The sequence below is a fragment of the Streptomyces sp. NPDC048441 genome (assembly GCF_043200235.1).
Classification (GTDB): Bacteria; Actinomycetota; Actinomycetes; order Streptomycetales; family Streptomycetaceae; genus Streptomyces.
Map to the genome: position 1 here is coordinate 494,578 of NZ_JBICXM010000004.1, position 23,953 is coordinate 518,530.

The 23,953-nt window shown below is 71.5% G+C and carries 23 protein-coding genes; 12 read left to right on the top strand and 11 right to left on the bottom strand.

Annotated elements, in window-relative coordinates; all coding sequences use genetic code 11:
• The first annotated feature begins 15 nt into the window (after window positions 1-15).
• The 4 genes from ACGFSB_RS13445 to fxsA all read left to right on the top strand — a co-directional run bounded on the left by ACGFSB_RS13445 (window position 16) and on the right by fxsA (window position 4,115).
• A complete protein-coding gene (locus tag ACGFSB_RS13445; RefSeq protein WP_249591185.1) occupies window positions 16-456 on the top strand; it encodes an Lrp/AsnC family transcriptional regulator in 441 nt (146 codons plus the stop codon).
• Between the two features lie 57 nt (window positions 457-513).
• A complete protein-coding gene (locus tag ACGFSB_RS13450) occupies window positions 514-2,157 on the top strand; it encodes an amidohydrolase (RefSeq protein ID WP_393397948.1) in 1,644 nt (547 codons plus the stop codon).
• Window positions 2,158-2,646: 489 nt separating this feature from the next.
• Window positions 2,647-3,438, top strand: a complete 792-nt coding sequence (locus ACGFSB_RS13455) for a polyprenol monophosphomannose synthase (RefSeq protein WP_393397950.1) — start codon at window positions 2,647-2,649, stop codon at window positions 3,436-3,438.
• Between the two features lie 95 nt (window positions 3,439-3,533).
• On the top strand, window positions 3,534-4,115 hold the full coding sequence (gene fxsA / locus ACGFSB_RS13460; RefSeq protein WP_393397952.1) for an FxsA family membrane protein: 582 nt from the start codon (window positions 3,534-3,536) through the stop codon (window positions 4,113-4,115).
• 151 nt (window positions 4,116-4,266) lie between these two features.
• Here fxsA and ACGFSB_RS13465 read toward each other — a convergent pair whose 3' ends face one another.
• The 4 genes from ACGFSB_RS13465 to ACGFSB_RS13480 all read right to left on the bottom strand — a co-directional run bounded on the left by ACGFSB_RS13465 (window position 4,267) and on the right by ACGFSB_RS13480 (window position 7,704).
• Entirely contained in the window at window positions 4,267-4,641 is a 375-nt protein-coding gene (locus tag ACGFSB_RS13465) for an RNA polymerase-binding protein RbpA (RefSeq protein ID WP_393397954.1), read from the bottom strand.
• 256 nt (window positions 4,642-4,897) lie between these two features.
• Window positions 4,898-6,244, bottom strand: a complete 1,347-nt coding sequence (locus ACGFSB_RS13470; protein WP_393397956.1) for an MFS transporter — start codon at window positions 6,242-6,244, stop codon at window positions 4,898-4,900.
• Window positions 6,245-6,292: 48 nt separating this feature from the next.
• Window positions 6,293-7,060, bottom strand: coding sequence for a glycerophosphodiester phosphodiesterase (locus tag ACGFSB_RS13475; RefSeq protein ID WP_393397958.1), 768 nt, complete (start codon window positions 7,058-7,060; stop codon window positions 6,293-6,295).
• On the bottom strand, window positions 7,057-7,704 hold the full coding sequence (locus tag ACGFSB_RS13480; RefSeq protein WP_393397960.1) for a YitT family protein: 648 nt from the start codon (window positions 7,702-7,704) through the stop codon (window positions 7,057-7,059). The genes ACGFSB_RS13475 and ACGFSB_RS13480 overlap by 4 nt, the downstream gene beginning before the upstream one ends.
• Before the next feature lie 141 nt (window positions 7,705-7,845).
• Between ACGFSB_RS13480 and ACGFSB_RS13485 the strand changes: the two genes are divergently transcribed.
• Window positions 7,846-9,345 carry a PLP-dependent aminotransferase family protein gene (locus tag ACGFSB_RS13485; protein ID WP_393397962.1) on the top strand — a complete coding sequence of 500 codons (1,500 nt, stop codon included), beginning with the start codon at window positions 7,846-7,848 and terminating at the stop codon, window positions 9,343-9,345.
• A gap of 3 nt (window positions 9,346-9,348) precedes the next feature.
• On the opposite strand, the gene ACGFSB_RS13490 is transcribed toward ACGFSB_RS13485, so the two are convergent.
• Window positions 9,349-10,962: a hypothetical protein gene (locus ACGFSB_RS13490; protein ID WP_393397964.1), complete on the bottom strand. Its 1,614-nt coding sequence runs from the start codon at window positions 10,960-10,962 to the stop codon at window positions 9,349-9,351.
• 66 nt (window positions 10,963-11,028) lie between these two features.
• Window positions 11,029-11,223: a hypothetical protein gene (locus ACGFSB_RS13495; protein ID WP_393397966.1), complete on the bottom strand. Its 195-nt coding sequence runs from the start codon at window positions 11,221-11,223 to the stop codon at window positions 11,029-11,031.
• 306 nt (window positions 11,224-11,529) lie between these two features.
• On the opposite strand from ACGFSB_RS13495, the gene ACGFSB_RS13500 reads away from it, so the two are divergent.
• The 5 genes from ACGFSB_RS13500 (at window position 11,530) to ACGFSB_RS13520 (ending at window position 17,021) form a co-directional block, all read left to right on the top strand.
• Window positions 11,530-11,922 carry an ankyrin repeat domain-containing protein gene (locus tag ACGFSB_RS13500; RefSeq protein ID WP_393397968.1) on the top strand — a complete coding sequence of 131 codons (393 nt, stop codon included), beginning with the start codon at window positions 11,530-11,532 and terminating at the stop codon, window positions 11,920-11,922.
• 302 nt (window positions 11,923-12,224) lie between these two features.
• Entirely contained in the window at window positions 12,225-13,643 is a 1,419-nt protein-coding gene (locus tag ACGFSB_RS13505; RefSeq protein WP_393397970.1) for a HEAT repeat domain-containing protein, read from the top strand.
• A 110-nt stretch (window positions 13,644-13,753) separates the two neighbouring features.
• Entirely contained in the window at window positions 13,754-14,884 is a 1,131-nt protein-coding gene (locus ACGFSB_RS13510; RefSeq protein WP_393397972.1) for a glycosyltransferase family 4 protein, read from the top strand.
• Entirely contained in the window at window positions 14,881-16,170 is a 1,290-nt protein-coding gene (locus ACGFSB_RS13515) for a glycosyltransferase (protein WP_393397974.1), read from the top strand. Before ACGFSB_RS13510 ends, ACGFSB_RS13515 begins: the two co-directional genes overlap by 4 nt.
• Complete coding sequence (locus tag ACGFSB_RS13520; RefSeq protein ID WP_393397976.1) at window positions 16,167-17,021, top strand: SGNH/GDSL hydrolase family protein; 855 nt, start codon at window positions 16,167-16,169, stop codon at window positions 17,019-17,021. The genes ACGFSB_RS13515 and ACGFSB_RS13520 overlap by 4 nt, the downstream gene beginning before the upstream one ends.
• A 6-nt stretch (window positions 17,022-17,027) precedes the next feature.
• On the opposite strand, the gene ACGFSB_RS13525 is transcribed toward ACGFSB_RS13520, so the two are convergent.
• From ACGFSB_RS13525 to ACGFSB_RS13545, 5 genes are read right to left on the bottom strand one after another with little or no spacing between them, the layout of a single operon-like run.
• Window positions 17,028-17,921 carry a biotin-dependent carboxyltransferase family protein gene (locus tag ACGFSB_RS13525; RefSeq protein WP_393397978.1) on the bottom strand — a complete coding sequence of 298 codons (894 nt, stop codon included), beginning with the start codon at window positions 17,919-17,921 and terminating at the stop codon, window positions 17,028-17,030.
• Window positions 17,918-18,538, bottom strand: a complete 621-nt coding sequence (locus tag ACGFSB_RS13530; protein ID WP_393397980.1) for an allophanate hydrolase subunit 1 — start codon at window positions 18,536-18,538, stop codon at window positions 17,918-17,920. The genes ACGFSB_RS13525 and ACGFSB_RS13530 overlap by 4 nt, the downstream gene beginning before the upstream one ends.
• Window positions 18,535-19,299: a LamB/YcsF family protein gene (locus tag ACGFSB_RS13535; RefSeq protein WP_393397982.1), complete on the bottom strand. Its 765-nt coding sequence runs from the start codon at window positions 19,297-19,299 to the stop codon at window positions 18,535-18,537. Before ACGFSB_RS13535 ends, ACGFSB_RS13530 begins: the two co-directional genes overlap by 4 nt.
• A 35-nt stretch (window positions 19,300-19,334) precedes the next feature.
• The gene (locus ACGFSB_RS13540; RefSeq protein ID WP_393397984.1) at window positions 19,335-20,126 is read right to left on the bottom strand and encodes a putative hydro-lyase; all 792 of its coding nucleotides are present in this window, start codon (window positions 20,124-20,126) and stop codon (window positions 19,335-19,337) included.
• Window positions 20,123-21,433, bottom strand: coding sequence for an MFS transporter (locus ACGFSB_RS13545; protein ID WP_393397986.1), 1,311 nt, complete (start codon window positions 21,431-21,433; stop codon window positions 20,123-20,125). Before ACGFSB_RS13545 ends, ACGFSB_RS13540 begins: the two co-directional genes overlap by 4 nt.
• Before the next feature lie 123 nt (window positions 21,434-21,556).
• On the opposite strand from ACGFSB_RS13545, the gene ACGFSB_RS13550 reads away from it, so the two are divergent.
• The gene (locus tag ACGFSB_RS13550) at window positions 21,557-22,273 is read left to right on the top strand and encodes a GntR family transcriptional regulator (RefSeq protein WP_393397988.1); all 717 of its coding nucleotides are present in this window, start codon (window positions 21,557-21,559) and stop codon (window positions 22,271-22,273) included.
• An 81-nt stretch (window positions 22,274-22,354) separates the two neighbouring features.
• Window positions 22,355-23,881 (top strand): hypothetical protein, encoded by a 1,527-nt coding sequence (locus ACGFSB_RS13555; RefSeq protein WP_393397990.1) that lies wholly within the window; start codon window positions 22,355-22,357, stop codon window positions 23,879-23,881.
• The last annotated feature ends 72 nt before the right edge of the window (window positions 23,882-23,953 follow it).

The following is a 23,953-nucleotide window of genomic DNA, read 5'->3' on the forward strand; positions in this document are numbered from 1 at the left end:
CTGTAGGTTCAGCGCATGGAGGAGCTGGACCGACAAATTGTGCAGCTGCTCGTCAAGGACGGGCGGATGAGCTACACCGACCTGGGCAAGGCCACGGGCCTGTCCACATCGGCCGTGCACCAGCGTGTGCGCCGCCTGGAGCAGCGCGGCGTCATCCGTGGCTATGGAGCGGTCGTGGACCCGGAGGCCGTCGGCCTTCCGCTCACGGCGTTCATCTCGGTGAAGCCGTTCGACCCCAGCGCACCCGACGACATCGCCGAACGCCTCGCCGGCGTCCCGGAGATCGAGGCATGCCACAGCGTGGCGGGCGACGAGAACTACATCCTCAAGGTGCGGGTGGCCACCCCGCTCGAGCTCGAGCACCTGCTGAGCCGCCTGCGCGCGCTCGCGGGCGTCTCCACCCGTACGACGGTCGTGCTCTCCACGCCGTACGAGGCGAGGCCCCCGCAGGTCTGAGCCGCTCTCGGGGGACCCCTGCGCGGGGCGTACGCCAAGAGGGGCCAGACTGGTCCCATGAGCGAGAGCACCACCCCCCAGAACGGCCCTGAGGGCCACCGCACCGTGCTGCTGCGCGGCGGAGACGTCCACAGCCCCGCCGATCCGTTCGCCACGGCCATGGTCGTCGAACGCGGGCACGTCGCCTGGGTCGGGTCGGAAGGCGCCGCCGACGCGTTCGCCGACGGCGTGGACGAGGTCGTCGACCTCGAAGGAGCCCTCGTCACCCCGGCGTTCACTGATGCGCACGTGCACACCACATCGACCGGACTCGCCCTGACGGGACTCGATCTGACGGGTGCGCGCTCCCTCGGCGAGGCACTGGCTCTCGTACGCGAACACGTCGCCGCACGCCCGCACGACCGCGTCCTTCTCGGCCACGGATGGGACGCCGCCCGCTGGACCGGCGGTCGCCCGCCCACGCGCGCGGAGCTCGACGACGCCACCGGTGGCCGTCCCCTCTACCTCTCCCGCGTCGACGTCCACTCGGCCGTCGTCACCACCGCACTGCTCGACCTCGTCCCCGGCATCACCGGGCGCACCGGCTTCCACCCGGACGCGCCGCTGACCGCCGACGCCCACCACGCGGTGCGCGCCGCCGCGCTCGGCGCGCTCACCCCGCGGCAGCGATCGGAAGCCCAGCGCGCGGCCCTGAAGCGGGCCGCGTCCCTCGGTATCGGCTCCGTGCACGAGTGCGCGGGCCCCGAGATCTCCAGCGAGGACGACCTCACAGGGCTCCTTCGCCTCGCCGCCGACGAGGCCGGTCCCCGGGTCGTCGGCTACTGGGCGCAGCAGGGTGACGAAGGCGTCGCCCGTGCAAAGGAACTGGGTGCCATCGGTGCCGCGGGCGATCTCTTCGTCGACGGGGCGCTCGGCTCGCACACGGCCTGCCTGCACGAGCCGTACGCCGACGCCGCCCACACCGGCACCGCGTACCTGGACGCCGCCGCCGTCACCGCGCACGTCATCGCCTGCACCGAGGCGGGGGTCCAGGCGGGCTTCCACGCCATCGGCGACGCCGCCGTGAGCGCCGTCGTCGACGGCATCCGCGCCGCCGCCGAGAAGGTCGGCCTGGCCCGCGTCCGCGCCGCGAGGCACCGTGTGGAGCACGCGGAGATGCTCACCCCGGAGACGATCGCCGCCTTCGCCGAACTCGGCCTCACCGCGTCCGTGCAGCCCGCCTTCGACGCCCTGTGGGGCGGCGACGACGGCATGTACGTCCAGCGCCTCGGTGCCGAACGGGCCCGCACCCTCAACCCGTACGCCGCCCTCCTGCGCACCGGCGTCCCGCTCGCCTTCGGCTCCGACAGCCCGGTCACCCCGCTCGACCCCTGGGGCACCGTGCGGGCCGCCGCGTTCCATCAGACCCTCGAGCACCGCGTCTCGGTGCGCGCCGCGTTCACCGCACATACCCGGGGCGGCTGGCGGGCCATCGGCCGGGACGACGCGGGTGTTCTGGTGCCGGGGGCGCCCGCCGACTACGCCGTGTGGCGTACCGAAGACCTCGTGGTCCAGGCCCCCGACGACCGGGTCGCGCGCTGGTCGACCGATCCGCGCTCCGGCACGCCCGGTCTGCCCGACCTGACGCCGGGCGCTGAACTCCCCGTCTGTCTGCGCACGGTGGTCTTCGGAAAGACGGTCTTCGTAGGGCCGGACGAGTGATGTCCCGGCGGTGCGTACCGCCGATCGCGGCCCGTTCTGCCGTCGTACGACCTGCGTATCCTCCGCACTGACCTGCCAGTCTGTGGAATCGCCCCAGGTCAAACGGCTATTGACAGAACGCCGCCGTCGGCCGGTAGGTTCGGCCGGGTCCACCACAGGACGTCCGACCGGAGAATCTCCACGCGATCGTCGAACGCCGCTGGGCCATGGGTGGTGTGCCGCACCGGCGCACCGCCACTGGGAGCCAGGTCCAGCGCCCGCGCTTCGGACGCGAGGGAACGTTCCACCGGGCCGGCAGGTGTGACCCGGGTGGGGCCCGGACGCTCAGTAGACAACGGCTCTCGGTCGACCCGCAGCCAGCGGGCCCCAGGTCGGCCCGAAGGGTGCCGGGCCCCGATCCGCAGTACTCCCCTCAACCGCCCGTGCCGTCGTGGCTCTGCGGGAGGCGGCCACTATGGTGGTCCTCTGCGTACGAACGAAGGGGCAGTTTTGAACGACGGCGGTGGGGTCTCCGGAAACGGGGACCAGGCGAGGCAGTTCGGCCCGCTCGGCATGGCCTTGGTGATCATTCCGACCTACAACGAGGCGGAGAACATCCAGTCCATCGTCGGCCGTGTCCGGGTTGCCGTGCCCGAGGCGCACATCCTCGTCGCCGACGACAACAGCCCCGACGGCACCGGCAAGATCGCCGATGAGCTCGCGGTCGAGGACGACCAGGTCCACGTCCTGCACCGCAAGGGCAAGGAAGGCCTCGGCGCGGCCTATCTCGCGGGCTTCCAGTGGGGCCTGGACAACGACTACGGAGTGGTCGTCGAGATGGACGCCGACGGCTCCCACCAGCCCGAGGAGCTGCCCCGGCTGCTCACCGCGCTCAAGGGCGCCGACCTCGTCCTCGGCTCGCGCTGGGTGCCGGGCGGACGGATCGTGAACTGGCCCAAGTACCGCCAGCTCATCTCGCGCGGCGGCAGTACGTACTCACGCCTGATGCTCGACGTGCCGATCCGCGACGTGACGGGCGGCTACCGCGCCTTCCGCCGCGAGACCCTCGAAGGCATCGGCCTCAGCGAGGTCGCCTCGCAGGGCTACTGCTTCCAGGTCGACCTCGCGCGCCGGGCGATCAAGTCGGGCTATCACGTCGTCGAGGTGCCGATCACGTTCGTCGAGCGGGAGCTCGGCGACAGCAAGATGAGCAAGGACATCGTCGCCGAGGCGCTGTGGCGGGTCACCGCGTGGGGCGTGGGGGAGCGGGTCGGTCGCGTGATGGACCGCAAGAAGCCCTGAGGGGCCGTGCGGCGGCCTCGCTCGACCTCGCCTGATGTGATCCTGTTGATCATCCCCTTATGCCGGTCTGAGCCGGGCCCAGGCACACTGGAGCCATGACGAATGGCGTACCGCCCACCAGACCCGCCCGGCCCCCGCGCTCCCGCGTCCTGAGGTTCCTGCCGCTCGGCATCGCCGCGTGGCTGGTCCTGGAGATCTGGCTGCTCACCGTCGTGGCGGGCGCCGCGGGCGGTCTTACGGTGTTCCTGCTGCTCGTGGCCGGGTTCGTGCTTGGTGGCGCGGTCATCAAGTACGCAGGGCGCCGGGCCTTCCGCGAGCTGAGCGAGGCTGTGCAACAGCAGCAGAGCGGTCTGGCGCCGCATCCCTCCGAGCGGGGCGGCGGCAACGCCCTGACGATGCTGGGCGGCCTGCTGATCATCCTGCCGGGGATGATCTCCGACGCCCTGGGACTGCTCCTCCTCGTGCCGCCCGTCCAGAAGGCCGTCAGCCGTTTCGCGGAGAAGACCTTCGAGCGCAAAGTCCGCGAGGCCACGACGGGGAGCGGTCTCGGCGACGCCTTCCAGCAGGCGCGTATGCACCGTCCGGACGGCAAGGTCGTCCAGGGCGAGGTCATCAGGGACGACGAGCGGCAGGATCGTGGCGCGCACCCGGACGACCCGCAGCTGCCGCCGCGCTGAGCGGCTCGCCGCCCCTCTCTCGCCGCCCCTCTCTCGCCGCCCCTCTCTGGTGGCCGAGAGCAGGTCAGGACAGCACGAAGGCCGGGGCCACTGCTGAGCAGTGGCCCCGGCCTTCGTGTGCGGTGTTGTTCAGTTCGCCGTCAGTTCGCCGTCAGGCGGACTTGCGGCTGTCCCGCGGATGCACCGCGATGTTCATGGCTCCTGAACGGAGAACCGCAAGGCGCTCCTCCAGGACCTCCTCGAGTTCTTCTCGAGTACGTCGCTCCATGAGCATGTCCCAGTGCGTTCGCGCAGGCTTCCCCTTCTTCTCCTCAGGTCCATCGCCGTCTACAAGGAGTGCCTGGACCCCGCAGACCTTGCACTCCCACTCCGCAGGGATTTCCGCCTCTACCGAGAAGGGCATCTCAAAACGATGTCCGTTCTGGCATGCGTACTCCACGGCCTGGCGCGGAGCCAAGTCGATGCCGCGGTCGGTCTCGTAGCTGGTCACCACGAGGCGCGTACCGCGAAGAGCTCGCTCACTCATGAATCGTGCCTCCCGGGCTTGTCGCCCACAGGACAGGTGTCGCTGTCGTCGTCATCCGGTCAACGTCCGGTCGGCGGTAAAGATTCCCGTTAAGGGTCATGCGTCGCCGTCGTATGCCGCCCCTTGTTGTACCCACCAGCGCCCGGTTTGTCACATCTAGCAGTAGATGTCACCCTGCGATTCTGAATCTTCAGCGCGCAGTAACGGTCCGCCTGGTAAGCCAAACGCGTACACTACCGCCCTTTGGCTTCAGTTGCTAAATCCTGTCGGGTACGGGATTCCCCGCGTCGCGCACCGCTTGCCGTACAGGCACCCGTGCGAGCAGCGCGAAACCGATCACGAAGAAGGCCACGAGCGAGACGATCGCGTCCCGATAGCTCCCCGTGAGCTGGTACGTCAGGCCGAAGACCAGCGGCCCGAGCCAGGCCATGCCGCGGTCGCTGATCTCGTACGCGGAGAAGTACTCGGCCTCCTTGCCCGCGGGCACCAGATGCGAGAACAGGGACCGCGAGAGCGCCTGTGAACCGCCGAGCACCAGACCGATCCCCGCCGCGAGGACGAAGAACCACACCGGAGCCCCCGCGGGCAGGAAGTACCCGGCCCCGATCGTCACCGTCCAGGCGACGAGCGAGCCGAGGATGGTGCGCTTGGCGCCGTACGTCCGTGCCAGACGCCCCATGGCGAGCGCCCCCGCCACCGCGAGCACCTGCACGAGGAGTACCGCCACGATCAGGGTGGACTGGTCGAGGCCGAGCTCTTCGGAGCCGTAGACGGACGCCTGCGAGATCACCGTCTGTACGCCGTCGTTGTAGACGAGGTAGGCGAGCAGGAAGGAGAGGGTGTGCGGGTGGCGGCGCATGTCGCGCACCGTCGACGCCAGCTGCCGCCAGCCACGTGCCGACGCTTCCGGACGCGGTGTGTTGCGGTCGCGCAGCCGCCGCAGCGGCACGAGCGTGAAGGCGCCCCACCAGACGCCCGCCGACGCCAGACAGATGCGCACGGCCGTCGACTCGGAGACACCGAAGGTGTCATGGGCCAGGAACAGGATCAGATTCGCCACCAGGACGAGCGCGCCCGCCGCGTAGCCGAACGCCCAGCCGCGCGACGAGACCGCGTCACGCTCCTCCGGAGGGGCGATCTGGGGCAGATACGCGTTGTAGAGCACCATCGAGACGGCGAGCGAGGCATTGGCGACGATCAGCAGGAAGCCGCCGAGGAGATAGCGGTCGCCCGCCAGGAAGAACATGCCCGCCGTCGCTGCGGCCCCCAGGTAGGCGGCCGTCGCGAGCAGCGGCTTCTTGCGGCCGCTGCGGTCGGCCGCGGCGCCCGCGAGCGGCATGACCAGGATGGACACGATCACCGACGCCGAGACCGCGTACGCGAAGAAGGACCCGGCGCTGACCGGGATGCCCAGCGGGTGGACGTATCCGTCCTTGTCGGCGGCCGACTTGGCGATCTCCGTCAAGTAGGGGCCGAGGAACACGGTCAGGACGCTCGTCGAGTAGACGGAGCACGCCCAGTCGTAGACGTACCAGCCGCGCTGCTCGCGCCGTCGCTCGGTCGTTTCGTCGGTCGTTGCCGCCCGCACGGTGTCGGTGCCCACCCGTGCCCCCTCGCTGATCCCCGTGGTCCGCTGCCGCCCTGAAGGCGGTCAGGCCCAGGCTCCCCGGTCCTTCAGCACCTCACGCAGCGTCTCGATGTGATCAGAGATGATGCCATCCACTCCGAGGTCGAGCAGAGCGGCCATGCGTTCCGCGTCATTGACCGTCCAGACGTGCACCTGGAGCCCGCGCGCGTGGGCCGCGCGTACGAAACGGCGGTCCACCACCCGGATCCCGGCGTGCGCCTCGGGAACCTGTGCGCACACCGCGGAGCGGCGCACCGCGGCGGGGACGCCGAACGAACTCAGCCGCAGGCTCGCCACACCCCGCGTACCGAACGAGGTGGCCAGGCGCGGTCCCGCGAGCCGCTGGGCCCTGGCCACGCGGGCCTCGGAGAAGGAGCCGACGCACACGCGGTCCCAGGCGCCGGTGCGGCGCAGCAGATCCAGGAGAGGGAGAAGGGCGGGCTCGGCCTTCACATCCACGTTCCAGCGGACGTCCGGGAACGACTCCAGGAGCTCTTCGAAGAGGGGTACCGGCTCACTGCCCGCCACGCGCGCGTGGCGCACGTCGCTCCAGGGGAGATCGCTGATCCGCCCGGCCCCGTCCGTCACCCGGTCAAGCGTCGCGTCGTGGAAGGCGACGAGCTTGCCGTCCGACGTGGCGTGCACATCCGTCTCGATGTAGCGGAACCCCAGACCGACGGCGTGCCGGAACGCGGCGGCGGTGTTCTCCAGGCCGTCCGCAGCGCCGCCGCGGTGGGCGAAGGCGAGCGGTCCCGGGTGGTCGAGGTAGGGGTGGCGTATGCGCGTGGTCACCGCTGCAGTATCGCCCGCTCCGGTTGACCGCCGGCGGCCACGATGCCTCGCTCGGATGGAGCGGGGACGGCGAAGAAGCGCAGGAAGAACTGGGCCAGCGGGCCGATCGCAAGGGCGTAGAGGACCGTGCCGATGCCCACCGTGCCGCCGAACGCGAAGCCGGTGGCGACCACCGCCACCTCGACCAGGGTCCGCATCAGCCGGATCGAGCGTCCGGTGCGCTGGTGCAGGCCCGTCATCAGGCCGTCCCGCGGTCCAGGACCGAACTTCGCCGAGATGTAGAGCCCGGTCGCCAGACCGTTCAGGACGATCCCGGCCACGAGGAGGGGGATCCGGACGATGAGAGTGTGCGCGTCCGGCAGCAGGGCGAGAGTGCCGTCCATCGCCAGGCCGACGACGAAGACGTTGGACACCGTGCCGAGGCCGGGGCGCTGCTTGAGCGGGATCCAGAGGAGCAGGACCGCGGCACCGATGAAGATCGAGACGACGCCGATGGACATCCCCGTCAGCTCGGCGAGCCCTTGGTGCAGCACGTTCCACGGCTCGAGGCCGAGCCCTGACACCACCAGGAGCGCGGAGCTCGCGCCGTACAGCGCGAGACCGACGTACAGCTGGATCAGCCGACGGGTGAGGTGAGGCTTCACCGATGGTGGCCGACCAGTCGTCGGTGGCTCGGTCGTGGACAAGGGATCCCCCTGCTGGTGGTAGTGGCCTGACGCATGACACTCTGTGGCTTGTAAAGGGATGCCAACCATGGCCAATTCCAGGAAGGTGGACTGGGAATCATGGCTCAGTGGACTTCGGCGGTGGGCGCCACACAGCTCGCCCGGCTGCTCACCTCTCAGCAGACGCGCCCCGCGGGCCCCGGCACCAGGCGCCCGCCGGCCTACCGCGCCCTCGCCGACGGCATTCGGATGCTCGTCCTCGAAGGCCGCGTCCCCGTGGCCGCCCGCCTGCCCGCCGAGCGCGAGCTCGCCGTGTCCCTCACCGTGAGCCGGACCACGGTCGCCGCCGCGTACGAGGCGCTGCGCACCGAAGGGTTCCTGGAGTCCCGTAGGGGAGCGGGCAGTTGGACCGCCGTCCCGGCAGGGAACCCCCTGCCCGCGCGCGGTCTCGAACCCCTGCCGCCCGAGGCACTCGGCTCCATGATCGACCTGGGCTGCGCGGCGCCGCCCGCGCCCGAGCCCTGGCTCACCCGCTCCGTCCAGGGCGCCCTGGAGGAACTCCCCCCGTACGCGCACACCCACGGCGACTTCCCGGCGGGCCTGCCCACCCTGCGTCAGATGCTCGCCGAGCGCTACACCGCACGCGGCATCCCGACGATGCCCGAACAGATCATGGTCACGACCGGCGCCATGGGGGCCATCGACGCGATCTGCCATCTCTTCGCGCCGCGCGGTGAACGCATCGCCGTCGAGTCGCCCTCGTACGCCAACATCCTCCAGCTCATGCGCGAGACGGGCGCCCGTCTCGTCCCCGTCGCCATGGCCGAAGGGCTCGAAGGCTGGGACATGGACCGCTGGCGCCAGGTGCTTCGCGACGCCGCGCCGCGGCTCGCCTACGTGGTCGCCGATTTCCACAACCCCACGGGCGCCCTGGCCGACGAGGACCAGCGACGCAAGCTCGTCGACGCCGCGCGCTCCGCGGGAACGGTCCTCGTCGTCGACGAGACCATGATCGAACTTCAGCTCGACGACGACCTGCCGATGCCGCGCCCCGTCTGCGGGTTCGACCCCGCGGGCTCGACCGTCATCACGGTCGGCTCGGCGAGCAAGGCCTTCTGGGCGGGCATGCGCATCGGCTGGGTGCGGGCCGCGCCCGACGTGATCCGCAGCCTGGTCTCGGCACGCGCGTACGCCGACATGGGCACCCCCGTCCTGGAGCAGCTTGCCGTGAACTGGCTCATGAGCACCGGCGGCTGGGAGTCGGCCGTCGAGGTGCGCAGGACCCAGGCCCGCGAGAACCGCGACGCCCTGGTCGCCGCCGTCCGCCGCGAACTGCCCGACTGGGAGTTCGCGGTACCGGCGGGCGGTCTCACCCTGTGGGCGCGCGCCGGGGGCCTCTCCGGCTCACGTCTTGCCGAGGTGGGCGAGCGAGTCGGGGTCCGGGTTCCGTCAGGGCCGCGGTTCGGCGTGGACGGGGCCTTCGAGGGGTATGTGCGGCTGCCGTTCACCGTGGGTGGCGCGGTGGCGGACGAGGCCGCTGTGCGGCTCGCGGCGGCGGCTCGTCTTGTGGGGACGGGAGCCGGGTCGGGCGTGGAGACACCGCGAGCGTTCGTGGCCTGAGCGTCAGCCTTCGGCGGGCACGGGCTCCGGGGTCGCGTCGGGTTCCGTGGGCACGGTGTCGGCATCGGCGTCGGCATCGGGTTCTGTGCCGGTGCCGACGCCAGCAGGGGTGCTTCTCGCGGGCAGCAGCTCCACCACCGCTTGCCGGTGCGACTCGCTCGTCGCGTCGTCGTACGGATCGGGCGTCGCGGGCACCTGGAGCCGGTGCACCGGACCCGTGCCGAGCCGGGCGTAGCCGCGGCCGGGCGGGACGTCGGACGTGGGCGTCGTGTGGGGCGGCACCCCGAGGATGTCCTCGACCTGGTCGAGCGTCGTGGCGCCGAGGACCACGCGCGCGCGGGTGTGCTGGCGCACCGGATCGCTGAGGGCCTCCAGGCTGTCGAACTGGTCGGCCACGACGACCGTGACATTGGCCGCCCTGCCGTGCCGCAGCGGCACCTGGAGCAGCGACTGAGGGTCCTTGCGGCCGTCGGCGGCCGCCAGGTGACCCAGCACGCTGGGGCGGTCCAGGAGGATCCACAGGGGGCGCTTGGTGTCGTCAGGGACGGCGTGGCCCGCCTGCCGGGCGCGGTTGGCGGAGATGAGGCGCCGCTCCGTCTCGTGCGCGGCCCACTCCAGGCTCGCCAGGGCCCCGGCGAGCCCGCACTCGATGGCCAGGACGCCGTCGCGGCCGGTCAGGCAGGCGTAGTCGCCGATGCCGCTGCCCTCGACGATGACGACGTCGCCGTGGCACAGGGCCTGTAGGGCGATGGAGCGCAGCAGGGTCGTGGTGCCGCTGCCGGGTTCGCCGACCACCAGGAGGTGCGGCTCGGTGGAGCGGGGTCCCGTGCGCCAGACGACGGGGGGCACGTCGCGCTGTTCGTCGCCGTCCGCCACGGGGAGGGTGCGCTGGACTCCGGTGGGATCGGTGAAGCCGAGCACGGTCTCGCCGGGGGCCGTGACGAACCGCTGGGCGGCGATGTCGGTGGGCAGCGGGGGCAGCACGTTCACCGTGAGCTGGTTGCCCTCCTCGTCCCACTCGAAGAGGTACTCGCGGCCACGGCCCGACTTCGCGTGCAGGAGCTGCTCGATCCGGGCGCGCGATTCGGCCTCGCCGTCCGTGAAGTACGCGGGGTAGCGCACCACCAGATGGGAGACGCGCCCGGTGTCGTCGAACTCGTACGACGTGAGGGCCTTGTCCCACTCGCCGCCGTGTGCGAAGAGCGGTGCGGGGTCCTCGGGGACGGAGAAGTACGGAACGAGCGCTTCGTAGAGGGACTGCAACCGCTGTGTCTGTGCCTCGTCAGGGCCGGTCGGCGCGGGGGTCGTGCGCTCCCGTCCTGTCCACGCTGCGGCCGCCATCAGGCAGATGGCGGCGAGCAGCGGGCCGTACGGAATGAGGGCCACGACCAGGACGACGGAGGCCACCAGGAAGAGCAGCGGCCCGCGCCGGTCCTTGGGGGTGTCGGCCCACCGGCGCCGCCCGGCGGCTGCAAGGCGGCGCAGTCCACGAGTGATCGTGATCAGCGGGTGGAGGACGTCGGTGGCGCTGTCGGCGGCCGACCGCGCGAACTCCCGGCTGCGGGCGATCGAGGCGGTGCCGTTGCTCAGGATGCGGGGGAGGGGGCGCCGAGCCACGTCAGTCTCCAGATGGTGCGAACGGAGTACTACATGCGAACGAAGTACTACGGAGGGCAGGGGGCGTCAGAACTTGATCCCGCCGAGAAGGCTCGCCAGGCTCGCGCTGCCGGCCTTGATGCTCGGGGCGATGGCGGTGCCCGCGAGGAAGAAGCCGAAGAGCGCGGCGACCAAGGCGTGGGACGCCTTGAGGCCGTCCTTGCGGAAGAAGAGAAAGACGATGATTCCGAGCAGCACGACACCTGAGATGGACAGGATCATGAGGGTTCTCCTGGTTGGTGGGGACAGTCACCATGAGTTGTTCCAGGTTCACAGCATGTATCCATACGATAAAAGGTGCAAATGGGGGAATTATTGAGAATTTCCCTCGAATGGCGGATACCTGTTGGGCCGCCCGAGCGCGGGTCCGGAGGGTGAACGGGTCCTGTCGTGATCATTGCCGCGGGCGGGCCCGGCCATGTACCCGGACGGGCAGTACCCTGTCGATTCACTCGTACGGCCGCACTGGACGCCGTACGCCCCCAGTCACCCCGTAGTCATCCCCTAGTCGAAAGGCGGTCCGGTTCCATGAGTGAAGCCCCCGACCCGGAGGTCGTGGAGCTCGCGACCAAGATCTTCGATCTGGCGCGCCAGGGCGACACCGCGGCGCTCGCCGCGTACGTGGACGCAGGAGTCCCGGCGAACCTCACCAACGACAGCGGCGACTCCCTCGTCATGCTCGCCGCCTACCACGGCCACGCGGAAGCGGTCCGTGCCCTCCTGGAGCGGGGCGGTGACGCCAACCGCGCCAACGACCGGGGGCAGACGCCGCTCGCCGGTGCTGTCTTCAAGGGCGAGGGCGCGGTGATCCGGGTGCTGCTCGACGGCGGAGCGGATCCGGCCGCGGGCACGCCGTCGGCGGTGGACACCGCCCGGATGTTCGCCAAGACGGAGCTGCTCGACCTGTTCGGGGCGGCCTGAGCTGGGTAGCTGACCAGCAACGACGGGGGCGCTGGAAATGTGGTCGCGGCGGGCTGAACCGCTGGGTCATCATGACGAAGTGATTCACGGACGCGACGGCGGGGCAGGTGTTGCCGCACCGCGCGGGCCGTGAGCGGCTCGCCCCCGGACCTTTCGTCCGGGATCCCTACGGGCCACCGACGAGAGGCAGAGGAAGATGGTCTACAGCAAGCAAGAGACGGCGGGCGGCCCGACGTGTTGGCGCACGGCCAGGTAATTCACGATTCCCGGTTGCGTCGACGCTTGATGTGAGGCTGTTTCCCATGTTCGATCCGGTCATAGCGCCCAGCGGTACGCTGCTCGGCCTGCTCCAGCGGGGCCGCGGCGACGGCACGCTGCACGCACTCACCGCACCCCGCTCCGAGGCGCTCGCCGCCCTCGAGACCTGCGTGCTCCACGATCCACGCCACGACTGGCAGGTGGAGAACCGCTCGCTGTACTACGCCAGGCTCTACCTCGATCTCGACGGCGGGATCGACGAGATCGGGCGGCATCTCTTCGACTCCGAAGACGTCCTGGACACGGACGACTCCCGCACCGGCCTCGCACTCGCGGTCCTCGGGCACCTCGCCTCCTACGGCAGGCGGGACGCCCTCGAACTGCTGCGGCGGTACGCGGCGTCCGGCACCAATTGGGCGTGGGCCCTGGACGAGCTCGCACTGCGGGACGACGACGCGGGTCTGCGCGCACTCGCCGTGCCCGTGCTCGCCAGATTCCCCCGGGACGCGGAGGGCGAGGCCGAACTGGCCGCCGTCGTACGCGACGCCTACGAACCCCGGCCCTGGCGGCTGTGGGAAGAAGACCCTCGAGAGGCCGTCGGCGCCCGGGTGCGGGCCGCGCGGGAGCAGGGCTCCTTCGACCGCTGGCAGCGCCAGATGCGCCCGGCGGGGCCGCGGCCGGGCTGGAGCGTCCAGGCCGTCTTCGACTGGGCGCAGGAAGGGCTCGAGCGTGGTGCCGCCCTGCACGTGCCCGCCGCTCGCTGCCTGAGCGCCGTCGCCGGGCCCGACGACCGTGCCGAGATCCTCGAAGCGGCCCGAAACGGCTCCGACGGGGCGCGCGGCACGGCTCTGCGCTACCTCGCGGACACGCACGACCCCGATGTGTTCGATCTGATCGAGTACGCCGTCCAGAGCCCCTCACAAGCCGTCGTGGACGCCGCGGCCGAGGCCTTCGAGCGGATGCGCAGCGTCGCCGCCGTGGAGCGGGCCCGCCGCTGGGCCTACCGGCCCGACGCGCTCGGCGCCGCCGCCGGACGGGTCCTCGCCTGCAGAGGCGGCGCCCAGGACAGCCACCTCGTCCTCTCCGCGCTGCGGGAAGCGGTCCGCGGCGACGGCCCGGACGCGCCGACCCTCTGGACGCTCGTCGATGGAGCGGGACGGCTCGGCATCGCCTGCGCGGCTCCCGTCCTTCGGCACGTCTACCGCGAAACCGCCTCGTCCCACCTGCGAGGTCGCGCTGCCCGCGCGCTCGCCGCCACCGATCCGTCCTTCGCCGCCGGATTCGCCGTCGAATGCCTGTGGGACTGCGAGGAGTCCACCCGCGAGGTCGCCGCACGACACGCGGAGACCGGCGACGCCCGCGTGGTCACCCAGCTCAGAAGGCTCGCCGCGGACCCCGCCGAGGAGGACGAGGTGCAGACCGCGGTACGGAGCAGAATCGGACCCGACGCGGCCGAGGTGTAGCCGGGAGCGCGCTCGGCCAGGGGCGTGCGGAGGGGAACGCTCATGGGACGTTCCCCGCCAGGAAAGATCCACGTTGACGTGCCCACGCCCCGCGCGACGACAACACGGGTATGCGTGTCGTCATCGTCACCGAATCCTTCCCTCCCGACGTCAACGGCGTGGCGCACTGCGCCCTGCAGACCGCCCGGCAGCTCGCCGCCCGCGGTCACGACCCCCTCGTCATCGCCCCGGCCCCCGCGGCCGGGTCCTACGCCGCCACCGATGCCAGTGCGCCCTGCCCCGTCATCCGTGTCCCCTCACTCCCACTTCCCGGATATCCGCAGGTCAGGGTGGCCCTGCCGAGTCGGCGCCTGTCCGCCGCGCTGAGCGCGCACCGGGCCGAAATCGTCCATCTGGCCAGCCCGTTCGTCCTCGGCGTGCGCGGCATGGCCGCCGCCGCGCGCCAGGGCATTCCCGCCGTCGCCGTCTACCAGACCGATTTGGGCGGCTACGCGCGTACGTACATGGGGATGGGGGAGTCCACCGCCTGGCGGCGCATCCGTGCCGTCCACGCCGCGGCCGACCGCACCCTCGCCCCGTCGTCGGCCGCCCTGCGCGATCTCGTGGCGCACGGGGTGCCACGGGTGCGGCTGTGGCCGAGGGGCGTGGACACCACCCGGTTCAGGCCCGCCCACCGGGACGAGGCCGTACGCCGGGAACTCGCGCCGAACGGTGAGCTGATCGTCGGCTACGTAGGGCGCCTCGCTCCCGAGAAGCAGGTCGAGCTCCTCGCCGGGGTGTGCGGTCTGGAGGGCGTCCGGGTGGTCGTCGTCGGCGACGGGCCGAGTGAGGCTTCTGTGCGGGACCGGCTGCCGGGCTCGGTCATGCTGGGGCGCCGCACCGGGGACGAACTCGCCCGGATCTTCGCCTCGCTGGACCTCTTCGTGCACACCGGGCCTTACGAGACGTTCTGCCAGACCGTGCAGGAGGCCATGGCCAGTGGTGTGCCGGTGGTCGCGCCCGCGGCCGGCGGTCCCATGGACCTCGTCGCCACGGGCCGCACCGGGGTCCTCGTGCCGCCCCAGGACGCTCTCGCGGTGCGGGACGCGGTCTGGGCGCTCGCCGCCGATCCGGGGCTGCGAGCGGCGTACGGGGCGGCCGGGCGTGCGGCCGTCCAAGGGCGGACCTGGGAGGCCGTCGGCGAGCAACTCGTCGGCCACTATTCCGAGGTGCTCGCCGCACGGACGGTGGTGGCGGCATGAGGGCGGCCCAGTACAGGAAGACCGCGGTACGGCCCGGCGGGCCGGGTTCCGCGTCGCTGCGGATCGTCCGTCTCGCCAACTTCGTCGCCCCCTCGTCGGGCGGACTGCGCACCGCGCTGCGGGAGTTGGGGCGCGGTTACCTGGCGGCCGGGCACGACCCCGTGCTGATCGTGCCCGGCGAGCGGGCCGGGGTCCGCGACACCGACCAGGGCCGCGTCGTGACGCTGCCGGGCACTCTGCTGCCCGGTACGGGCGGCTACCGCGTCCTCACGGACCGCCGAAGGGTGGCGCGGCTCCTGGAGGGCCTCGCCCCCGACCGCATCGAAGTCTCCGACCGCACGACACTGCGCTGGACCGGTGCGTGGGCGCGGCATCGCAGGGTCCCGGCCGTGATGGTCTCCCACGAGACGACGGACGGCGTCCTGAGGTCCTGGGGCCTGCCCCAGGAGGCCGCCGTGCGCGCGGCCGACGCGCTCAACTCCCGTACCGCGCACGCGTACGCGCGTGTCGTGTGCACCACGGAGTGGGCCGAGCGCGAGTTCATCCGCATAGGGGCGCGCAATGTCGTACGCGCTCCACTCGGCGTCGACCTGGCTGTCTGCCGTCCAGAACTGCGTGATCCACGTGTGCGTGCCCGTCACGCGGGCGGGGCGGAGGTGCTTCTGGTGCTGTGCTCCCGGCTCTCCGTGGAGAAGCGGCCCGGCACGGCGCTCGACGCCTTGGCGGTGCTCCGTGGCCGGGGTGTGCCCGCGGTGCTGGTGGTCGCGGGGGACGGGCCGTTGCGCGCCAGGCTGGAGCTGCGAGCACGTGAGCGGCGGCTGCCGGTGACGTTCCTGGGGCATGTCGCGGACCGCAGGTCCCTGGGGGCGCTCCAAGCCGCGGCGGACGTCTGCCTGGCACCGGGCCCCTGCGAGACGTTCGGTCTCGCGGCCCTGGAGGCGCTGGCCTGCGGTACGCCGGTGGTGTCCAGCGCGTCGTCGGCGCTGCCGGAGATCGTGGGCGGGGCGGGCGCGGCGGCGAAGGACAGTGGGGAGGGTTTCGCGACCGCCGTGCAGACCTTGCTCGCACGCCCTGAGCGTGCCCGCAGGCAGGCGGCACGCGCGCGTGCCGAGTGCTTTGGGTGGGAGGGGGCGGTGGGGGCGTTCTTGGGGGCGCATGAGGCTTCTGCGGGTAGCCATCAGAGCTGTGGGCAGGCGTCTCACAAGGCGGGACAGGTAGGCACAACCCTGGTGCCGAGCGCCGATTCACCAGGCGAAAGGGCGCACCCCGAGGGACGGGCCTCGTGAGCCCGCTCCGGTTCGTAGCCATGGGCGACTCCCTCACCGAGGGCATAGGTGACCCGGTGGCAGACGGCTGGCGAGGATGGGCCGCGCTCCTTGCCACGGGACTGGCCCCGCCCGAGCGGGACGTCGAGTTCCACAACGTGGCGGTCAGCGGCTCCCAGACCGCCGACGTGCTGAACCGCCAGCTGCCGGAGGCGCTGGTGCTGCGGCCCGACCTGGTGTCCGTCATCATCGGCGTCAACGACACCCTCCGCTGCACATTCGACATCCAGGCCGTGGCAGCCCGCCTTGACCAGATCTACGCCGCCGCCACAAGGCAAGGCGCGCACCTGCTCACCGCCTGCCTCCCCGACCCCGGAGCCATGCTCGGCCTCCCCGGCGCCCTCGCCCGCCCGCTGGCCCGGCGGCAGCGCGCGGTCAACGCCGTCGTGCACGCGCTGTCCGAGCGCTACGGAGCTGTCCATCTGCATCTGGCGGAGGACGAGTGGGTCGGCGACCGCGCCCTGTGGAGCGCGGACCGCCTGCACCCCGGAGAGCGAGGGCACCGACTGGTCGCCGCCCGCTTCCACGCGCTGCTCGCGGCACGGGGCCTCGCGGCAGGCAGCCCACCCTCGTGCGAACCCCAACTGCCGCTGCCCGCCAGGTCGGCGAGCCTGTGGTGGCTGGCTACCGCCGGCACCGGCTGGGTGGCACGCAGGTGCACCGATCTGCTGCCTCAGCTACTCACCCTCGCGGCCGACGAGGTGCGCCACCAGGTGCGGGGCAGCAGCGCCCGGCTCGACCTGAGCGCAAGCCACGCGGTGGCGGCGGCCCTCGCCACGCTCTCGGCCGCCGAGCAGCCGGACGCGGCGTAGTGGACCTCAACGCCGCACTGCCTCAACGCCGCACCACCGTCCCGCCGGTACGAAACGCACCGGCGTGCCCGGTGCCGCCTGGGCGGCGGCGCCGAGATCCGCCTCCCTGACCACCGCGATCACGGGGTAGCCCCCGGTCGTCGGATGGTCGGCGAGGAACACCACGGGCCGCCCGTCCGGGGGCACCTGGACGGCACCGAGGACCATGCCCTCACTGGGGAGCTCGCCGGTGAACGCCCGCTCCAGGGAGGGGCCTTCGGTGCGCAGACCGATACGGTTGCTCGCCGACGACACGCGGTACGCGCGCGTGGTGAGCGTCCGCATCGCGGCGGGCGTGAACCAGTCGGCGCGCGGACCGGGCATCACCCGCAGGACCAACTCCCGCGGTGGCGCCGGATGCGGAACCGCGTCCACGCGCGCGTGGGGCGCGACGGTGCTCCCCAGGGGGAGGACGGCACCGTCCACGAGCGGCGGCGGGCCGAGGCCGGAGAGCAGATCCGTGGAGCGGCTCGCGAGGACCGGGTCGGCGGTCACTCCACCGCCGAACGCGACATAGCAACGTACTCCGGAGACGGCTGCTCCGACATCGAGCAGCGCCCCGGCCGCCACCCGCACGGGCGCGCCCCACGTCACAGGACGGCCGTCGACCGTTACCGCGCAGGGCGCACCGACGACCGCCACCGTCACCGCGCAACGCGGCCTTACGGAACAGCCGTTGAGGGTGGTCTCCAGGACGGCCGCCTCGGAGGGGTTGCCGACGAGGCGGTTGGCGAGGCGGGCCGCGGACAGGTCCAGAGCTCCGGAGCGCGGCACACCGAGATGGGCGTGGCCGGGGCGACCCTGGTCCTGCACCGTGGTCAGCGCACCGGCCCGTACGACGGCGAGAGCCCGGTCCGTCATCGTGCGTCCGATACGGGGACGAAGCGCACCCGCACGCCAGGAGTGAGCAGCGCGGCAGGCACGCGCGCGTGGTCCCACAGCACGGCATCCGTCGTGCCGATCAGCTGCCAGCCGCCGGGTGAAGTGCGCGGATACATGCCTGTGTACGGCCCCGCCAGGGCGACGCTTCCCGCCGGGACGGCCGTGCGCGGCGTGTCCCGCCGGGGTACTCCGTAGTGCTCCGGAAGCCCGGTCAGATACCCGAAGCCGGGCGCGAACCCGCAGAAGGCGACCCGGAATTCGGCCGCCGAGTGAATCCGCGCCACCTCCGTCACGGGCACCCTCCAGCGCGCCGCCACATCCACCAGGTCAGGCCCGTCGTAGCGGACGGGGATCTCCAGTACCGCCTCCGCACGCGCCGACAGCGGCGGGATGTCCAGGGCCGTAAGCTCCGCTCCGACGCGGTCGAGGTCGTCAAGGCCGTCCAGGAGCACTGTGCGGGCCGCGGGCACGATCTCCCTTACCCGGATAAGGCCCGCGGCCCTGCGGCGCAGCAGCTCGGCGTGGAGCGCCTGCGCCTCGTCACCGTCGGCGAGTTCGACGAGCAGCGCCAGGTCGCCGACCGGAAGTACTCTCACGCGAAGGCCTCCACCCGGACACCGGCCGCCGCGAGCCGCGCCCGGACCTCCCGGGCGAGGGCGACCGCCCCGGGGGTGTCGCCGTGCAGGCACAACGACCGCGCGCGGACGTCGATCCGCTGTCCGCCCCGCGCGGTGACGACCCCGTACCGGGCCATGTCCACGGAGCGGTCGACGACGACGTCCTCCTCGGTGATCACCGCACCGTCGCTGCCGCGTGGCACGAGTGTGCCCTCCGGGGTGTACGCCCGGTCCGCGAACGCCTCGGTGACGACGGGAAGTCCGGCCTTCTCGGCGACCTTGAGGAAGCGTGATCCGGGCAACCCGAGGACAGGCAGCTCGTCATCCGCGAGCAGGACTCCTTCCACGACGGCACGCGCCTGGTCCTCGTCGTGGACGACGCGGTTGTAGAGCGCGCCGTGCGGCTTCACGTACGACACGCGCGTGCCCGCCGCCCGCGCGAAGACCTCCAAGGCGCCGATCTGGTACGCCACTTCGGCCGCGAGCTCATCGGCGGGCACGTCCATCGCGCGACGCCCGAAGCCCGCCAGATCGCGGTAGGAGACCTGGGCCCCGATCCGTACCCCGCGTGCGGCGGCCTGCTCGCAGACGCGGCGCATGGTGGGCGCGTCCCCCGCGTGGAAGCCGCAGGCCACGTTGGCGCTGGTGACGACGGAGAGCAGTTCCTCGTCGTCGGTCAGGCGCCAGCGGCCGAAGCCCTCACCGAGGTCGGCGTTGAGATCGATCACGGCATCGGTCATGCGGGTGGTTCTCCTGTTTCCGTCCGGTGGCCTGCTCAGGCCACCCGGTACTGCTCGTCCCTGGCGTCGGTGATGAACATCTGGCCCGGCGCGTGAGTGATCGCGAACGGCGGCCGCGAGGCCATCACCGCCGCCTGCGGCGTCACCCCGCACGCCCAGAACACCGGGATGTCACCAGGCTCGGCGGCCACCGGATCACCGAAATCGGGACGGTCGAGATCGTCGATGCCGAGCCCCGCCGGGTCGCCGCAGTGCACCGGACTGCCGTGCACGGCGGGCAGCAGGGCGGTCTCCCTGATCGCTGCGGCGAGATGCTCCGGCGGCACGTGGCGCATCGACACCACCATGGGGCCGTGCAGACGGCCCGCGGGGCGGCAGGGGCGCTCGGAGACGTACATGGAGACGTTGCGGCCCTGCTCGATGTGGCGCATCGGCACCCCCGACTCGGTGAGCGCCCACTCGAAGGTGAAGCTGCACCCGATGAGGAACGACACCAGGTCGTCGCGCCAGTGCCCGGCCACGTCCGTGGGCTCGGCCACCAGGTCGCCGGCCTCCCACACCCGGTAGCGCGGCAGATCCGTGCGGAGATCGGCACCGGGAGCGAGCGGTGTGGTCCAGGAGCCCTCGTCCGTGACGTCAAGGACCGGGCAGGGCTTCGGGTTGCGCTGGCAGAACAGGAGCATGTCGTACGCCCAGTCGGCGGGGACGGCGATCAGATTGGCCTGGGTGTGCCCGGCCGCCCAGCCCGCGGTCGGCCCGCTCACGCCCGAACGGAAGAGCGCGCGGGCCTCCTTGGGGTTCCCCGGCACTGTGCTCGTGAGGCTCATGCCAGCTCCTTCCCGCGTGTCTCGGGCAGCCCGAGGAGGGCGAGGACGGCGATCGCGTAGCCGATCGCACCGAAGACCAGGGCGCCGCCCACGCCCCAGCTGTCGGCCAGGAAGCCGACCATCGTGGGGAAGACGGCGCCCACGGCACGACCGGTGTTGTACGTGAATCCCTGCCCGGTGCCGCGCACGGCGGCCGGATAGAGCTCGCTGAGGAACGAGCCGAAGCCGCTGAAGATGGCCGACATACAGAAGCCGAGCGGGAAACCGAGCACAAGGAGAAGGCCGTTGGCCCCGTCCGGAATGTTCGTGTACGCGAGGATGCTGGCCGCGGAGAGGAACGCGAAGAGCGTGATGTTCCGTTTACGGCCGAGCACATCGGTGAGATAGCCGCCGGCCAGATAGCCGATGAAGGCCCCGGAGATCAGGAACGCGAGGTACCCGCCCGTGCCGACCACCGTGAGTCCGCGCTCGCTCTTGAGGTAGGTGGGTACCCAGGTGGCGAGCGTGTAGTAGCCGCCCTGGACGCCGGTGGACAGCAGGACCGCGAAGAGCGTGATGCGCAGGAGACCCGGCCTGAAGATCGCCGTGAACGACCCCTTGTCGGAGCTCCTCTGGCGTTCGGCGGCCGCTTCGGGGGCGTCGTGCACATTGCGGCGCACGTAGACGACGAGCAGGGCAGGCAGCGCGCCGGTCCAGAACAGCATGCGCCAGGCGATGTCCTCGTCCACGAACTGGAACACCACGGTGTAGACAATCACCGCGAGAGCCCAGCCGATCGCCCAGGCGCTCTGGATTCCGCCGAGCGTGCGGCCGCGATTCTTGGCGGTGGCGTACTCGGCGACCAGTATCGCGCCGACCGCCCATTCGCCGCCGAAACCGAGGCCCTGGAGGGCGCGGAAGACCAGCAGGGTCTCGTAGTTGGGGGCGAAGCCGCAGGCGACGGTGAAGACCGCGTACGTGACGACCGTGATCATCAGCGCCTTGACCCGGCCGATCCGGTCCGCGACCACCCCGGCGATCGCGCCGCCAATGGCGGAGACGACCAGCGTGACCGTGGTGAGCAGGCCGGTCTGGCCGCTGTCCAGGCCGAAGTACGCGGCGATCGCGACCATGCTCAGCGGCAGCGTGAAGTAGTCGTAGGAGTCGAGGGCGTAGCCGCCGAAAGCGCCCGCGAAGGCGCGGCGACCGCGCGGGCCGAGGGCGCGCATCCAGCCGAACGCGCCGTCGTCATGGGGGAGTTCGCCGTCTACGGGACGCACTTCGGTCGAAACGGGAGAAACGGGCGGCGGTGGAGGGGGAGTGCTCATGGGCACCTCGCAGGAGGGGGACGCGCGGACTGTGCTGAGCCGTGCCCGACAAGTTAGAGGATCGTTGAACGATCCTTCAATACCCATGTTGTCTCGTTCTCTTATCTGCGATTGAATCCGGGCATGGCTGAGGGAATGGCTGACGCGAGCGGACTGGCCGACGACCGTGCGCTTCTTGGGCGCACCAGCACCGCGGAGCGGGTCTCGGACATCCTCCGGAGTCGCATAGCGGAGGGCTATTTCCCGCCGGGGGCACGGCTCTCGGAGGACAGCATCGGCGGCGCGCTCGGCGTCTCGCGCAACACGCTGCGCGAGGCCTTCCGCCTCCTCACGCACGAACGACTGCTCGTGCACCAGCTCAATCGCGGGGTATTTGTCCGAGTTCTCACGATTGAAGACGTGGAGGACATCTACCGCACCCGGCGCCTCGTCGAATGCGCGGTCGTCCGCGGACTCGGCGACCCGCCCTTCACGCTGGACGGACTCGCGAACGCCGTCGCGGAGGGCACGAAGGCCGCCCGCGAGCGGCAGTGGAAGGGCGTCTCCACGGCCAACATCCACTTCCACCGCGAGCTGGTCGCCCTCGCCGGAAGCGCCCGCACCGACGAGGTGATGCGCAGCGTCTTCGCCGAACTGCGCCTGGCCTTCCATGTGGTGGACGATCCACGGCGGCTGCACGAGCCGTATCTCGTACGCAATCGGCAGATCCTGGGGACCCTTCAGGCCGGGGACGCGGTGGAGGCCGAGCGGCTGCTCGCGGTCTACCTGGACGACTCGCGCCTCGGCCTCGTCGAGGCCTACGGCCAGCGCGTGGCGGAGGGCGAGCGGGCAGGCTCCTGAGCCCTGTGCGGGCCTCGGTCCGACGCTGTCAGATCTGCGCCGTTTCGACCGTTGTCAGACCGAGGATCTAGTCTGTGCACCGTGACTTCGCCTGCCGTTTCGGACACCGCTCCGCCCCAGCTCAGCGCGGGGCCGAGGCCCGCCCTGGGCCCGGCCGCCGACGAGGGCCTGGCGCGGCGGCTCCGCGCGCTCGCCTGCACGGCGCCGCTGCACGACCTCGACGTGCGCAAGGCCAACCTCGCGGGCGAGTATTCGGTGTACGCGATGGCGGAGGTGGCCCTCTCCGCCATCGACCTCGTCACACTGAACATGGACTTCGACACCGGCGCCGATCATGAGCAGATAGTGGCCAGGCTGCTCCCGCGCGTCGCCGCCCAGGCCCCCCGGCGCCCCGTGGCCGAGCATGAGCGCGTGGCCCGCTGGGTCCTGGAGAACCTGATCAACGTCGGCAGCGTCGACCGCGGCTTCCGCGCGGTGTACGGCACTTTCGCGCCCGACGGCACCTATGTGCGCAGGGACTACGACTTCAAGCTGATCGAAGAAGTCCCCGGCTATGGGGGAAGTGTCTATCTCCGTACGACGGACGAGGCGGTCAACGTCCTCGTGGGCGCCCTCGACACCGACGTCACGAGCGCCCAGATCGCCGCCGAGGTGAAGCTCGAGGTGCTGATCAGCCGCGGCCGTCTCGCCGATGCCCAGCTCGCGGCCGAGCAGGCGCGCTATCGCACCGTGCAGTATTCGGAGACCCTCCGCAGGGCACTCGACGCCACCCGGCGAAACGTCCGCGCGGTGGACTGGCTCCAAGCCGTCCCCGACATGATCGCCGAGGCGCTCGACCACGTGGCCGACCGGTATCGCCACGAGAACGCGATCCTGACCAACATCCGCAAGGCACGCGACGAATCCGAGGATCCCGAGCAGAAGCGCCGCGCCGCCGAGCTCGTCGACATCGTCAAGGACTGCATCCGCCGCCATACGCAGCTGCAGTCCCGGCTCCTCGACGCGGGGCCGCTGTTCCGTGCCGAGCAGGACCGTCAGGCCTTCGCGACGCCCACCGCGCGGACCGGTCTTGATCTGTACGGCCAGCTCGTCGCGCCCCTCCTGCCGCTCCCCGTCGAGCAGGCGAGCCGCGTGACGGACGCCTTCTTCGCGCGCGGGACGGGGCTGCGCACGCCCGTCTCCGTTCGTATGGGGGACCTCGTCGACATACTGCTCACGCCGCCGCTGGAGCGGGAGCACCTGGGCGTGGAGATGCCCGAGCCCGACCTCATCGCCACCCCCGACGACAGCCGGTTCAGCGAGGCGCAACTCGCCAGTGCCATGGAGCTGCTCGACCTGCCGTCCGACGCGCCGAGGCGCCTCTCCGGACTGCTCGCCGACGCCCGCCGCCGCGACACCGAACTGCCCTACCTGGTCGCTCTCCTGGCGGTCCACGCCGCGAGCCCACCGGTCGGCACCGCCTACCGCCAGGGCGAGGAGAAGCTCCTGTTCGCCGTGGACGACGGCACCGAACTGGACGATCCGGAGTTCGGCGGCGCCGACCTCATCGTGGGCACCGCGCTCCTCGACGCCGCCGGGATGGCGGCAGGACGGACGGAGGCCGCGTGAGCACTCCCGACCCCCTCAAGACCCTCCCGCCTCTCAAGACCCTCCCGGACGACCGCCGCAAGGAGCACAAGC

Bases quoted from the DNA above. Each gene is read 5' to 3' on its own strand.
- ACGFSB_RS13445 (WP_249591185.1), top strand. From the start codon at position 16: ATGGAGGAGCTGGACCGACAAATTGTGCAGCTGCTCGTCAAGGACGGG.
- ACGFSB_RS13450 (WP_393397948.1), top strand. From the start codon at position 514: ATGAGCGAGAGCACCACCCCCCAGAACGGCCCTGAGGGCCACCGCACC.
- fxsA (WP_393397952.1), top strand. From the start codon at position 3,534: ATGACGAATGGCGTACCGCCCACCAGACCCGCCCGGCCCCCGCGCTCC.
- ACGFSB_RS13465 (WP_393397954.1), bottom strand. From the start codon at position 4,641: ATGAGTGAGCGAGCTCTTCGCGGTACGCGCCTCGTGGTGACCAGCTAC.
- ACGFSB_RS13485 (WP_393397962.1), top strand. From the start codon at position 7,846: ATGGCTCAGTGGACTTCGGCGGTGGGCGCCACACAGCTCGCCCGGCTG.
- ACGFSB_RS13495 (WP_393397966.1), bottom strand. From the start codon at position 11,223: ATGATCCTGTCCATCTCAGGTGTCGTGCTGCTCGGAATCATCGTCTTT.
- ACGFSB_RS13500 (WP_393397968.1), top strand. From the start codon at position 11,530: ATGAGTGAAGCCCCCGACCCGGAGGTCGTGGAGCTCGCGACCAAGATC.
- ACGFSB_RS13505 (WP_393397970.1), top strand. From the start codon at position 12,225: ATGTTCGATCCGGTCATAGCGCCCAGCGGTACGCTGCTCGGCCTGCTC.
- ACGFSB_RS13510 (WP_393397972.1), top strand. From the start codon at position 13,754: ATGCGTGTCGTCATCGTCACCGAATCCTTCCCTCCCGACGTCAACGGC.
- ACGFSB_RS13515 (WP_393397974.1), top strand. From the start codon at position 14,881: ATGAGGGCGGCCCAGTACAGGAAGACCGCGGTACGGCCCGGCGGGCCG.
- ACGFSB_RS13525 (WP_393397978.1), bottom strand. From the start codon at position 17,921: ATGACGGACCGGGCTCTCGCCGTCGTACGGGCCGGTGCGCTGACCACG.
- ACGFSB_RS13535 (WP_393397982.1), bottom strand. From the start codon at position 19,299: ATGACCGATGCCGTGATCGATCTCAACGCCGACCTCGGTGAGGGCTTC.
- ACGFSB_RS13540 (WP_393397984.1), bottom strand. From the start codon at position 20,126: ATGAGCCTCACGAGCACAGTGCCGGGGAACCCCAAGGAGGCCCGCGCG.
- ACGFSB_RS13545 (WP_393397986.1), bottom strand. From the start codon at position 21,433: ATGAGCACTCCCCCTCCACCGCCGCCCGTTTCTCCCGTTTCGACCGAA.
- ACGFSB_RS13550 (WP_393397988.1), top strand. From the start codon at position 21,557: ATGGCTGAGGGAATGGCTGACGCGAGCGGACTGGCCGACGACCGTGCG.